Origin of the sequence: Synechococcus sp. Cruz CV12-2-Slac-r, from assembly GCF_024346075.1 — a bacterium.
In the GTDB taxonomy this organism is placed as follows: domain Bacteria; phylum Cyanobacteriota; class Cyanobacteriia; order PCC-6307; family Cyanobiaceae; genus Synechococcus_D.
On record NZ_JAGQEK010000009.1, the window covers coordinates 14,925 to 27,743 of the forward strand.

The window sequence follows — 12,819 nt, forward strand, 5'->3', positions numbered from 1 at the left end:
TGTTCGTCTGGCTTAGCGCAGTAGGTAGTTCCATGGCGGATCCCACCGGATCAACGGAAGGTTCCCCAGAAGGTTCCACCGAAAGAATCATCCAAACCGATCTGCGCATTGAAATGTCGCGCTCCTATCTGGAGTACGCGATGAGCGTGATTGTGGGAAGGGCTTTGCCCGATGCCCGCGATGGCCTTAAGCCAGTGCACCGGCGCATTCTTTACGCGATGTATGAGCTGGGGCTCACCAGCGATAGGCCTTATCGCAAATGCGCCCGTGTTGTTGGTGAAGTGCTTGGTAAATATCATCCCCACGGCGATACAGCCGTATACGACGCCCTCGTGCGTATGGCCCAAAGTTTCTCAATGCGGGCACCTTTAATTGATGGCCACGGCAATTTCGGTTCGGTAGACAACGATCCGCCTGCTGCAATGCGATATACGGAATCCCGCTTACAGGCACTTACAACAGATAGTTTGCTGGAGGATATAGAGAGCGAAACCGTCGATTTCATCGACAACTTTGACGGTTCGCAACAGGAGCCAACAGTGATGCCGGCCCGGGTGCCCCATCTATTACTTAATGGCTCCAGCGGTATTGCCGTTGGTATGGCAACTAATATTCCCCCCCATAATTTAGGTGAATTAATTGATGGAGTATTAGCACTTATTGCTAATCCAGATCTGGATGATCGTTCATTGATGATGATAATTCCAGGGCCTGATTTCCCAACTGGTGGGCAAATTCTTGGCCGCATGGGCATTCGTGAAACCTATACAACCGGCCGCGGCTCCATCACAATGAGAGGTGTTGCGGCAATCGAAACCCTTGAAGTTAAAGGGCGCCCAGATCGCGATGCGGTTATTATCACGGAACTTCCTTATCAAACCAATAAAGCAGCTCTAATTGAGCGAATAGCTGAATTAGTAAATGATAAAAAGCTAGATGGTATCTCAGACATTCGCGACGAGAGTGATCGCGATGGTATGCGCATCGTAATTGAATTACGCAGAGATGCTTACCCGCAAGTTGTTTTAAATAACTTATACAAAATTACACCGCTTCAAAATAACTTCAGTGCTTACATGCTCGCTTTGGTGAAAGCTGAGCCTTTGGTATTAACGCTGCGGCGAATGCTTCAGGTATTTATTGAATTTAGAATAGAAACAATCGAGCGCCGCACCCGTTATTTACTGCGTAAAGCTCAAGAAAGGGATCATATCCTACTCGGTTTATTGGTGGCATTAAATGATCTTGATGCGATCATTAAGCTCATTAGGCAGGCGGCAGATGCTGCTACTGCAAGGCAAGAATTAACACTTCAACATGGGCTCACTGATATTCAAGCCGATGCAATTTTGCAAATGCAATTGCGCCGCCTCACAGCGCTTGAGGCAGATAAAATAAGACTTGAACACGAAGATCTGTTAGCAAAAATTGCTAATTATCAAAATATTTTAGAGCAGCGCGAACGCGTGCTTGAAATAATTGAAACTGAATTAAAGCAACTCAAAGAACGCCACAACACGCCAAGACGTACCGAGATCTTAGATCTAGAAGGTGGGCTTGAAGATATTGATTTAATTGCTAATGAGCGTTCGGTGGTGCTACTTACCGAAAACGGCTACCTCAAGAGGATGCCTGTTAGCGAATTTGAATCCACCAGCCGCGGCACCCGTGGAAAAGCCGGCACTAAAAGCCAAGGCGAAGAAGCTGTTTGTTTGTTTATTAGTTGCAACGACCACGACGCGTTATTGCTCTTTTCTGATCGTGGTGTTGTGTACTCAGTGCCCGCCTATCGGGTGCCGATCGCTAGCCGCGCCGCTAAGGGCACTCCAATAGTGCAGTTGTTGCCGATCCCACGGGAGGAAAAGATCACTTCAATTCTGGCTGTTTCAGCTTTTGAAGATGAGGTGCAGTTGCTGATGCTTACAAGCGGGGGCTACATCAAACGCACCCCATTATCCGCCTTCTCTAATATCCGCTCCAATGGCTTAATTGCCATCGGTTTGGAGCCATCAGACGCCCTTAGATGGGTGCGTTTAGCCAAAGTTGGCGACAGTATTTTGATTGGCTCTTTAAAAGGAATGGCGATTCATTTCCGGATTTCAGATGAGGAATTAAGGCCCCTTGGTCGCTCAGCCCGTGGTGTGCGTGCCATGGCGATGCGGGATGCCGACAAGTTGGTAAGTATGGATGTGTTGCCGATGGAACTTGCTGATCGCATTGCAAATAGCAATATCGAAGTTAGTGAAGCGGCAGGTGAAGTTGATTCTGAGGCAGAGATCCCAGCTGTTAGTGAGGGTCCATGGGTGTTGGTAGCCACCGCATCCGGCCTTGGCAAACGGGTTCCGGTGGATCAATTCCGTTTGCAAAAACGTGCTGGTATGGGATTACGAGGCATTAAATTCCGCCGTGATGGCGATACCTTGGTGGGTTTGCGGGTAATGGGGGAAGACGAGGAGTTGTTACTTGTTAGCGAAAAAGGTGTGATTGTGAGATTGCAATCTGATGCGATTCCGCAACAATCAAGAGCTGCTACTGGTGTGAGGCTTCAGAAGCTTGATTCAGGTGATCGATTAGCCGAGGTGGTGTTGGTGCCACCAGCTTTAGAAGCAGAGGAAGAAGCTGCTGTGTTGGATATTCCCACTGTTTCAGATATCGAAGCCTAATGATGCAGAAGGCTGGGGTTGATTTCTGGATCGCAAACACGATTACAGATTTAATCCAGGGCGATGTGAAAGAACATCTCCCAATGGAAGCAATTCCTTTGGATGGTGATGTGTTGGGCATGGGCACCACCACGAGTATCGATAATGGTGAACTTAGCTTTTTACGTAATCAAAGCGGCAACACCACTATCTGGAAATGTGAAGCAGCTGATGCTGCAATTCGTGCCTTACGACCCGGCGATGGCAGTGCTCATTTCCCTTACGTTTGTTTTACGGGGGATGCTTCTTCTCTGCGGGTATTACTCGATCCAGCTGAACTTGGCGAGGTGCTGGATAAACCTTTGCAGGCAGTGGTAGCAAACGCTATTGAGCTTCTCAAAAGCCAAGGCCGAATTGAAGCAGCACCAATTTATGGCTTTCGCTTGGAATTGGAATGGCAATGCCTTGTGATCACGGTGGCCTCAAAACTTTGCATGGGCCAACAGCGTCGTAATTCCGCCGTCGCCCGCAGCGAAAGCAGCGACGGCACTGCCGCTAGCAGCATCTACGATTTATTGCAGCACTATCGCCTTGCGCCGGAAGATCCAGCTATCGCAAGCGATCCAGTGCGTTATTTGGGCAATTCGCTGGATTGGGATTGCTGTGGTTTTTTTGATACAAACCCAAGTAGTGGCAGGGTTACGGTGCCAAATCCTGATGCCCATCTCCATCTTCATGGTTGCAGCAGCGATTTGCGTTATGGCGGCCATTTGCACCACGAGCATCCAGGTAGCCGTTTAAAAGCAATAAAGCGTTTCGCTATTTATCCACTCCAGCAATTGCATCGCCTCAGTAGTGATCTGGCTATTGAAGAATTGCAATTTACTGCTTCTGTTATCAGCTTCACTGTGGTGAATAGAGGTGCTATGGATGTGAGCGATGTGGGAGTTGCAATTGTTGTAGATGATTGCTACTCGAGCCATCAATATTTACGTTTACCATGGCTTGCAGCTGCTGCAAGTGAGCAATTTGAGCTCACACTTTGCCTAGCAAGCGGCCCCCATCGCTTGGAAGTGATTGCTGATCCGGAAGGGGAAATAATTGAACAAGCCAATCAGCAATGCAATAACCGGGCGCATTTAGATCTTTTGCTCTGATGCAATCCCCTATTGATGTGCTCGTAATTGGTGCAGGTCCGGCTGCTTTATGTATTGCTGCTGCATTAGTGGAAAGAGGTTTACAGGTGCAGGGTTTGGCGCCCCATCATCCCGCTGAACCATGGCCAAACACCTTTGGTATTTGGGGCCCGGAGTTGGATGAATTAGCCCTGCAGGATCTGCTTGAGCATCGCTGGAGCCACTGCAACAGCTATTTTCCTGAAATTATTAAACATAAATTCAATTATGGCTTATTTAATAAAGACGCACTCCAGAAATATTGGCTTGATCAATGCTTAGAGGCTGGTGTGCAATGGCAATTGGGCTCAGCAGCAATTGTGGAACATCATGCCAAGGGTTCGATTGTTATCAGCGCTGAAGCCGAACGTTTTGCTGCTCGCATTGTTATTGATGCCAGCGGCCACAAATCGCCCTTAGTGCAGCGGCGGCAAGAAACAGTTGTGGCAAGCCAGGCGGCCTACGGAATTGTTGGGCGCTTCTCAGCGGCGCCAGTGCTGCCAGATCAGTTCGTGCTAATGGATTACCGCTCTGATCACCTAAGTGCAGCTGAAGTAGATAACGAACCAGCAACTTTTCTCTATGCAATGGATTTAGGGGCTGATTTATTTTTCGTAGAAGAAACCTCTCTTGCCCTCGCCCCTGCTGTGCCCTATCAGCTTTTAAAGGAACGGCTGCTTAGGCGTTTAGCAAAGCGAAATGTAGAACCTGTGGATGTTATACACGAAGAGTTTTGTTTATTTCCTATGAACTTACCGCTGCCTAACTTGCAACAGCAGCTATTGGCTTTTGGTTCAGCTGCCAGCATGGTGCATCCAGCTTCTGGTTACCTAATTGGAGCTCTACTGCGCCGTGCCCCAAGTTTTGCAGATGCAATTGCTGCAGGTATTGCTGATCCAGAGTTAGCTGCTGCTGTTATTGCAAAATCAGCCTGGAGGGTTTTGTGGCCCTTTGAATTGAGGGCTAAACGCGCTATTTATTGCTTTGGTTTAAATAAATTAATGCGATTTAAGCAAGAAAAGTTACAACAATTTTTTGTTAGTTTTTTTGCCCTACCTCAGCAGCAGTGGTTGGGATTTCTTACTAATCAACTAACTTTTCTGCAGTTGCTTGCGGCAATGTTGCGTTTATTTATTAGTTCTCCTTTTGGGGTGCGCTGGGGTTTGCTTCTGTAATTGCTCCGCTGCAGCTGCTGCCCTGACCTGCGGTGCAACCATAGCAATGATTGGCAGTGTGAATTTTATTTCCTGCTAAATCTTCAAGTGTAATATTACTAATATTTGGTAAATTTGTTTTACCTTGCAGTGCTAAAGGTAGATTTAGCATCTGATTAAAATCACAATCGTATAAAGAGCCATCCGCTGCTACCGATAAGGTTGTGCGGCACATTAAGCCGCATATACTAGCGGGGTTGAAAGCGTCTACTAGAGATTGCATATACATATTTGTGCGTTTTTTTGCTTCTAATCCATCAAGGAATCTAGCAATAGGCATATTATTAAGCCCGATTAGTTGATCGAAACTTACTCCTTCTTTCTTTAATTGTTTACGCCAGTAAATTTGATCGCAGCTGCTTAATTGTTGTAGTGCTTCTCCGGGAGGATTGCTCATTAAATTTAAAAGCAGGGCTGGATTGCCTCTGCCGTAGCCCAATTGGTTTAACTGGCGCAGGGCTTGCATTGATGCCTTCCAGGTGCCGTCTCCCCTTTGCGCATCGGTATTGGCTTGATCGCAGCTGGGCAAACTTGCCACGATCTGCACCCGTTGCTCCGCCAACCAAGCGGCTAAACCAGCAAGGGCTGGTATCAGCAGCACCGTGAGATTGCTGCGGTTGATTACTTGGCAGCCCTTGGCGCGGGCGGATTGCACCAAGGTTTTGAAATGGCTGTGCAATTCAGGGGCGCCACCGGTTAGATCAACAACTTCCTGTTGTAATTGGTTTATTGCCTTGATGCATTGGGCCACAACCGCATCCCCCATCTGGCTTGCCCCTTGATGCGGACCGGCTTCCACGTGGCAATGGCTGCAACTCATATTGCAAAGTTTGCCCAGATTTAATTGCAGCACTTTCAATTGCTGGCTGCGTTTTAAAGGTGCAGCAATTTTTTCGTTAAAGCAGGGCGTTGCCGCCAGGGTTACTGGGTTTGCCAATCGCTTGGATCCACCAAGGGGAATAAAGAATCTTCTTGTTCCAGGGCATCAAGCCAACTTATTTCTGCGGCATTACTGAGATGGTTTGGTTTCAATACCTCAATCAAGCGCCAAAATCGATTCAAATGGCGTTGGATTCGATCTTTTGCTAGTTCTGTTGTGGTGCCAGCCCGCAAAATGAAACTCCAATCAGAAGATTGGGCAAGCAGTAATTCCCTTGCCGCTTGGCGCAAATAACGTAGACGCTGCGGATTTTTTTTGCCTTGTTCGTAGTTGCTAGCTGCCACCATGGCTAGGGAAGCTCGATGCCAATCGGGCACCACCCAGGCATTGCTTTCGCTTAACCAATAGGAGTGGTAACCACCCTGCCCCCAGCTGGAGGGCGACGGCCGACACACCTGTAAATCCACCCCACTGCTCAAGCTGCCTTGCAAGCTGATGAAATTAAGGCCTGCTGCAGCGCCTTGCAGAAAAACTTGTTCAAGAAATTGGGGGCCTTCAAACCACCAATGGCCAAACAGTTCCGCATCAAATGGAGCCACCAATAAAGGGGGGCGATCTATTAATTCGTTTAATCCGCGCAATTGCTCTAGGCGCGCTGCCACATAGCTGCTGCCATGACGTTTAGCTGTGAGGGCAGCAGCATTCGGCTCGTAAGGCAATTTTTTATTAAGGGGGCAATCGCCGCCACTTACACGCCTGAGCTTTAGCCCCAATGGTCTGCTGCTCAAGATGCCGGCGGCTTGAAGCTCGCCCTCTTCTAAATCCCAACCGAGATCGCGATGAAATTCGCGATAAGAGCTATCACCTGGGTAGCCATCACTGGCAGACCACACCGGCAAGGTGGCTTCGCTGTCGCGGCCAAAAAAAGCAACCGAGTTTGGCGAACAAATAGGTGCATAAACCCCGTAGCGGGGCCTCGGCAGGGCATGGAGCAAACCGTGGGCATCAAGCACGGCGTAGCGCAATCCCGCAGCTGCTAATTGCTGATCTAAGCCTTCGTAGTAGGCGCATTCCGGCAACCAGATGCCCTGCGGCTTTACTCCTAAAAGGCGTTCATGCTCCTTTACAGCAGTAAGTAATTGCCCCCGCACCGCCTCCACCGGATCCCGCAGCAAAGGTAAATAACCATGGGTGGCACTACAGGTAAGGAGATCGAGCACCCCCGCTTTTTGTAAGGCTGCAAAGCCACGGATTGGTTCGCCTCCTAAATCGGCAAAAGCCTGGAGTTGAAGCTGAAAATGTTGCAGCAACTGGTTGGCTGCCTCTTCCTCTTCCGCTTTTGCTCGCTGCAATAAGCCGATGCGCTGCTCTAACCAGAGGGGAAAGCGCTCTTGTAATAAAGAATCATTCAGCAGCGACAGCAGGGTGGGGGAAAGGCTCATCGTGAGCCTGGGGTTAAGGCCATTGCGCTCACAGCGCTGCAGCATGCCCAGAAGGGGCAAATAGCTCTCAACTAAAGCTTGAAAAAACCAATCTTCCTCAAGGGAACCAGGATCCCTGCTACGCACGTAGGGCAGGTGACCATGAAGCACCAAGGCCAAAGCGCCAGCTGCCATGGTTATCTATCAGTGCTTTCAGTTTACGGCCCCCCCGGCAGTTCTTAGAGTTGCAACAGAGCTAAATAAGGAGGACGCGGTTTCCGCGATGCACTGATGGCTAAGGATCCAGGCCGTGTTTTGATTTTTGATACCACCCTTAGAGATGGGGAGCAATCTCCTGGCGCCAGCTTGAATCTGGATGAAAAGCTCGCCATTGCCCAGCAACTAGCCCGCTTGGGAGTTGATGTAATCGAAGCAGGCTTTCCGTTTGCTAGCCCTGGCGATTTTGATGCTGTGCAGCGCATTGCCAGCAATGTTGGCAGCGCAGATGGACCCATAATTTGCGGCTTAGCCAGAGCAACTAAAGGTGATATCAAAGCCTGCGCAGATGCGGTGGCGCCCGCTGCCCGCCGCCGCATTCACACTTTTCTTGCCACCAGCGACATCCACCTGGAACATAAGTTGCGTAAAAGCCGAGCTGAGGTGCTCGCGATTGTGCCTGAAATGGTGGCTTATGCCCGTTCCTTTGTGGAGGATGTTGAATTCTCTTGTGAAGATGCCGGCCGCAGTGATCCTGAATTTATGTATGAGGTAATTGAAGCAGCAATCTCTGCGGGAGCTAGCACAATCAATATTCCAGATACTGTTGGTTATTCAACCCCAGGTGAATTTGGCGCCTTAATTGATGGCATAAATAGACACGTGCCAAATATTCAAGATGCGGTAATTTCTGTGCATGGTCATAATGATCTTGGCTTAGCGGTAGCTAATTTCCTTGAAGCTGTTAAGTATGGTGCCCGGCAATTGGAGTGCACAATTAACGGAATTGGAGAAAGGGCTGGAAATGCTTCGTTAGAAGAATTGGTGATGGCACTACATGTAAGACGGTCATATTACAATCCATTTTTGGGAAGAGAAGTAACTAGCCAGGAGCCCATTACTGCAATTCGCACTGAAGAGATTTATAAAACCTCCCGTTTGGTAAGCAACCTCACTGGCATGGCAGTGCAGCCAAATAAAGCGATTGTGGGGGCGAATGCCTTTGCCCACGAAAGTGGGATTCATCAAGATGGTGTATTGAAAAATCGCCTCACTTACGAAATTATTGATGCTCGCACCATCGGACTCACCGATAACCGCATCAGTCTTGGCAAATTGAGTGGTCGCAGCGCTGTGCGCGCTCGCCTTGAGGAGCTTGGCTATACCTTGCAAGGCGATGATTTGGATGATGCATTTGCGCGGTTTAAAGAATTAGCTGATCGCAAGCGTGAAATTACCGATCGCGATTTAGAAGCCATTGTTAGTGATCACACTCAACAATTAGAGGCCTACTATCAATTGCTTGGGGTGCAGGTGAGCTGCGGCACTAATTTGCAACCCACCGCCACAGTTACTTTGAGCAGCATCGATGGTGAGCAGCGCACTGTTGCCTCCATTGGCACCGGCCCGGTTGATGCGGTGTGCCAGGCCTTAAACCAATTGGTACAGGTGCCTAATGAATTGGTGGAATTTTCGGTGAAATCAGTTACTGAAGGCATTGATGCCATGGGTGAAGTAACAATTAGGTTGCGCCACGAGGGGCGTTTGTATTCAGGCCATGCCGCCGATACCGATGTGGTGGTGGCAGCAGCTCAGGCATTTGTGAATGCCTTAAACCGTTTGGTTAACGGCTTGCAACATCAACCTCTGCACCCTCAGCAGGCCCCCCTTCCGGTTTTATGAGGGTTCGTAATTACTCACTTATCGGGCGGGCGCTGCAGCTAGGGCTTTTGCTTTTGTTCGCTCTGGTAATGCTTACGCCGCTGCTATGGCTGTTGAGTACTTCGCTCAAAGGTGTTGCTGAAGATATTTTTAGTAGTCCGCCAGGGCTTTTGCCTACTCAGCCGAGCTTGCAGGCCTATGGCACGCTCTTTAGCCAGAGCCCTATGGGGCAATACTTGTTAAATAGTGCCATGGTGAGTGGTTTTAGTGTGATAGCAAATTTATTATTTTGTTCTCTCGCTGCATTTCCTCTTGCCCGCATGAAGTTCCGCGGTAGAGGGATGGCCTTAGCCTTGGTTGTGGCAACGATATTAATACCTTTTCAGGTGGTAATGATTCCCTTGTATGTATTAATGGTGCAATTGGGTTTGCGTAATACATTAATTGCTTTGATCCTGCCTAATGCTGCTACAGCGTTTGGCATATTTCTACTGCGTCAGAGTTTTCTTGCAGTGCCAGTTGAGCTGGAGGAGGCAGCTCGGATGGATGGCTGTAGCCCCGTTGGCGAGTGGTGGAATGTGTTAATCCCAGCGGCTCGGGCAGATTTAATTACTTTAGGAATGCTGGTTTTTATTGGAACTTGGAGTGATTTCTTATGGCCTTTGGTAATTTTAGACGATCCCAATCTTTATACTTTGCCATTGGGTTTGCAGCAACTTTCAAGTAGTTTTTCTTTGGATTGGCGCTTGCTCGCTGCCGGCTCAATAGTATCTATCGTGCCAGTACTTCTTATTTTTGTTCTGCTTCAACGTTTTATATTGCCTAGCGCTAGCGGCGATGCTGTGAAGGGGTGATTTGGTTGCTAGTTATTCTTTAACTACTAAATGTTTTGCGAGCTGGAATTGGATATGGGATGCGTCTGTGGCGCATGCGTTTCCACACTTGCACAAATGCCTTAACCAGTAACTCGAGCTCAGCTATTTCAAGGCCGCTAAGGCTTAACTGGCCGTCATCGCGCCGGGCCTGAATTATTCGCCGCACGGCGGAATGGGCTTCTATTTCGTTTGTTTCGGGGGGCATTGAGCGCAGGGCTGCTTCGCAACCATCGGCCAACATCAGCACTGCTGTTTCTTTTGATTGGGGCCTTGGGCCGCGGTAGCGAAACGGCTTGTCGCTGGCATTTGGGTTTTGTTCCCTGGCCTTATGCAAGAAAAACCCCATTCGCAAGGTGCCTTGATGTTCTGGAATGAAATTTGCTACTGGTTTTGGCAGCTTGTAGCGCTGAGCAAGCTTGAGCCCCTCATCTACATGGGCCTGCAAAATTTCAGCGCTGCGCCAAGGATCGTTTAGGTGCTCGTGGGGATTGGTACCACTTTGGTTTTCAATAAACCATTGGGGCGCATGTAGTTTCCCAATATCATGATAAAGAGATCCTGTTCTAGCAAGATCTATATCGCCGCCAATTGCTCTTACCCCTTCTTCCGCCAGGCTGGAAATCATCAAGGTGTGTTCAAAGGTGCCAGGTGCTTCTGATGCCAATTTGCGCAGCAGGGGTCTTTGTAGATCGCTCAGCTCTAGTAGCCGTGAACGGGTAACAAGCCCAAATTGGTTTTCCACAAATGGGGCCAGCAATAACCCCAGTAGCAACAGTCCCCCCATCAATATCCCCTCCGCCAGTAGCTCACCTCCCGGGGCCCGCCCCTGAAGTTGCAGCCATAAAGCCTGCGCCAACAGCGCTGCAACGGTTAATAAAACGCTGTTTTGCAGCATTTCTCCCCTGGAGCGCTGGCGGCCCGCCAGCAGCGTTGCCACCACTGCCACCCCAGCTGCCACCAGCATGCGACCTGTCCCAATGCTGCTCAATGGGATTGGCCACAACAGTGTTGCTAAGGCCAGCCAACTAAGCCCGCAGGCGGGTCCGAGGCCCTCCGCCAATAAAACGCTGGGGGGCACCAGAAGAGCAAGGGCGCTTGCCGAGGCGCCAAACCAAAGTTTTGCCCCTTGCACAAGGGCAAGGCTTCCCAGCACCAAAAACGCCTGGGATACCTCCAAGCTTGGTTTCCAGCGGCGGCAGATCAGCAGCAATAAAATTGCACCAAAACTGGCTTCTGCCCAACGCTGTAGAAATAATTGTGGAGCAACACGACGGCTGATTAGGCCGAAATTATCGAGAACGTCGTAGGCCCTTTGGCTAATGGCTTCGCCGCGACGGGTAATTACTTCCCCAGCGCGCACTTGAAATTTTGGTATACCTTTTTGCTGAACTAAATCATTCAGCAGCAGTTGGGTGAGGTTGTTGTCGATCCGCAGGTTGGTGTTGCCCTGCAGAGAGCTTGTAATTAATTTCGCGCCAAGGCGGCGGTTTGGTTCGGGCAGATTTCCAAGTTGTAGCCAGCTGGCTTGAAGTAGTTGGCCAGGGGCGAGGGTTGCTACTACCCCTTGTGCCAACATTTTTTGTTGGGCTAGCCGTAGTTCCTGGCTCCAATTTTGCAGGGTTTGGGGGGCTGAATCTTTTAGAAAAAGCAGCTCACCAGGGTTGAGATTTACTGGGGGCAGTTGTTTCTCATCCCCCCTGCTGCTGCTCAACAGTTCCTGCAACAGGCGCTCAAGCCTTTCTTGAAGTTGGCGACTGGCAGCGGCATCGCTGATTTGCACCTGTATGCGCGGTCCGAGTTGAGAGCGGCGTTGCTGCATAGCTTCGCTATCAACAACTGTTCTGTTGCTGGGGGCTCGCACTTCAAACGGTGCTGGCACCCCTGGCCGCAATGTGGGCTGCACCAGCCAGGGCCAGGCCGATAACAACCCCACCAACATGCAGCCAAGCAGCAGCAGCAAGCCGTCTTGGCTTGTCCAGCGCACAGGCAAGCGCCATGGCATCTCCTGGCGCAACCAGCGACGCCAAAAATTTTCAGCTTTGAGCCACTGCCTTTGGAGCCACTGCCTTGCGAGCCACTGCCTTTGGAGCCATTGCTTTTGGAGCCATTCCAACAAAACTGGAGCCACCAACGCACTAACCGTCAAACTGACGCTAGCTCCTGCAATTGCCATGGCGGCGCAACGCTTAGATGGACGCCTGCTGGCGGCGCAGCTTGAATCCACTTTGGCGGCTTCTATCGCCGCAGGTTTAAGCAAAGGGATTCGCCCACCTGGGTTGGCTGTATTGCGAGTTGGCAACGACCCAGCCAGTGGCGTCTACGTGGCAAACAAAGAAAAGGCCTGTGCCCGCATTGGCGCCATCAGTTTTGGTTGTCATCTGCCAGCTGATATCAGCCAGACAGAACTGGAAGCAGAACTGCAACGGCTAAATAAAAACCCTGCCGTAGATGGAATTTTGGTGCAACTACCGGTGCCGGCATCAATAAACGACAGGGCTTTATTGCAAGTTTTAGATCCCGCTAAGGATGCCGATGGGTTACATCCGCTCAATTTGGGGCGGTTGCTGAGGGGGGAGCCAGGGCCCCGCAGCTGCACTCCTGCCGGTGTTATGGCCCTTTTGAAAGAAGCTCAAATCCCCCTAGAGGGAGTGAGGGCGTTGGTGGTGGGCCGCAGCATTTTGGTGGGCCAGCCGATGGCTTTGATGCTTCAGCAAGCAAATGCCACCGTTACTGT

Annotated in this window: 9 protein-coding genes; 6 read left to right on the forward strand and 3 right to left on the reverse strand. The window is 50.0% G+C overall.

Annotated features, from left to right (window positions below; genetic code table 11):
* Window positions 1-32 precede the first annotated feature (32 nt).
* From gyrA to crtL, 3 genes are read left to right on the forward strand one after another with little or no spacing between them, the layout of a single operon-like run.
* Complete coding sequence (gene gyrA, locus KB557_RS01975; RefSeq protein ID WP_255131122.1) at window positions 33-2,663, forward strand: DNA gyrase subunit A; 2,631 nt, start codon at window positions 33-35, stop codon at window positions 2,661-2,663.
* Window positions 2,663-3,799: a CARDB domain-containing protein gene (locus KB557_RS01980; protein WP_255131123.1), complete on the forward strand. Its 1,137-nt coding sequence runs from the start codon at window positions 2,663-2,665 to the stop codon at window positions 3,797-3,799. The genes gyrA and KB557_RS01980 overlap by 1 nt, the downstream gene beginning before the upstream one ends.
* Window positions 3,799-4,992, forward strand: coding sequence for a lycopene beta cyclase (crtL, locus tag KB557_RS01985; RefSeq protein WP_255131124.1), 1,194 nt, complete (start codon window positions 3,799-3,801; stop codon window positions 4,990-4,992). The genes KB557_RS01980 and crtL overlap by 1 nt, the downstream gene beginning before the upstream one ends.
* Here crtL and arsS read toward each other — a convergent pair.
* Both arsS and KB557_RS01995 read right to left on the reverse strand, forming a co-directional pair.
* The gene (gene arsS / locus KB557_RS01990) at window positions 4,952-5,968 is read right to left on the reverse strand and encodes an arsenosugar biosynthesis radical SAM (seleno)protein ArsS (protein WP_255131125.1); all 1,017 of its coding nucleotides are present in this window, start codon (window positions 5,966-5,968) and stop codon (window positions 4,952-4,954) included. The two genes, crtL and arsS, sit on opposite strands and share 41 nt — an antisense overlap.
* Window positions 5,953-7,527: a glycoside hydrolase family 57 protein gene (locus KB557_RS01995; RefSeq protein ID WP_255131126.1), complete on the reverse strand. Its 1,575-nt coding sequence runs from the start codon at window positions 7,525-7,527 to the stop codon at window positions 5,953-5,955. Before KB557_RS01995 ends, arsS begins: the two co-directional genes overlap by 16 nt.
* Window positions 7,528-7,623: 96 nt before the next feature.
* Between KB557_RS01995 and KB557_RS02000 the strand changes: the two genes are divergently transcribed.
* Window positions 7,624-9,231: a 2-isopropylmalate synthase gene (locus KB557_RS02000; RefSeq protein ID WP_255131127.1), complete on the forward strand. Its 1,608-nt coding sequence runs from the start codon at window positions 7,624-7,626 to the stop codon at window positions 9,229-9,231.
* Window positions 9,228-10,064 carry a carbohydrate ABC transporter permease gene (locus tag KB557_RS02005; RefSeq protein WP_255131128.1) on the forward strand — a complete coding sequence of 279 codons (837 nt, stop codon included), beginning with the start codon at window positions 9,228-9,230 and terminating at the stop codon, window positions 10,062-10,064. The genes KB557_RS02000 and KB557_RS02005 overlap by 4 nt, the downstream gene beginning before the upstream one ends.
* Window positions 10,065-10,083: 19 nt before the next feature.
* Here the strand turns inward: KB557_RS02005 and KB557_RS02010 are convergent, their stop codons facing one another.
* The gene (locus tag KB557_RS02010) at window positions 10,084-12,087 is read right to left on the reverse strand and encodes an HDIG domain-containing metalloprotein (protein WP_399218511.1); all 2,004 of its coding nucleotides are present in this window, start codon (window positions 12,085-12,087) and stop codon (window positions 10,084-10,086) included.
* Window positions 12,088-12,256: 169 nt separating this feature from the next.
* Between KB557_RS02010 and KB557_RS02015 the strand changes: the two genes are divergently transcribed.
* Window positions 12,257-12,819, forward strand: a 563-nt coding sequence (locus tag KB557_RS02015) for a tetrahydrofolate dehydrogenase/cyclohydrolase catalytic domain-containing protein (RefSeq protein ID WP_315856179.1), incomplete at its 3' end; no start/stop codon positions are given.

Excerpts from the sequence above, each read along its gene's own strand:
- gyrA (WP_255131122.1), top strand. The coding sequence starts at position 33 with ATGGCGGATCCCACCGGATCAACGGAAGGTTCCCCAGAAGGTTCCACC.
- KB557_RS01980 (WP_255131123.1), top strand. The coding sequence starts at position 2,663 with ATGATGCAGAAGGCTGGGGTTGATTTCTGGATCGCAAACACGATTACA.
- crtL (WP_255131124.1), top strand. The coding sequence starts at position 3,799 with ATGCAATCCCCTATTGATGTGCTCGTAATTGGTGCAGGTCCGGCTGCT.
- KB557_RS01995 (WP_255131126.1), bottom strand. The coding sequence starts at position 7,527 with ATGGCAGCTGGCGCTTTGGCCTTGGTGCTTCATGGTCACCTGCCCTAC.
- KB557_RS02000 (WP_255131127.1), top strand. The coding sequence starts at position 7,624 with ATGGCTAAGGATCCAGGCCGTGTTTTGATTTTTGATACCACCCTTAGA.
- KB557_RS02005 (WP_255131128.1), top strand. The coding sequence starts at position 9,228 with ATGAGGGTTCGTAATTACTCACTTATCGGGCGGGCGCTGCAGCTAGGG.
- KB557_RS02010 (WP_399218511.1), bottom strand. The coding sequence starts at position 12,087 with ATGCCATGGCGCTTGCCTGTGCGCTGGACAAGCCAAGACGGCTTGCTG.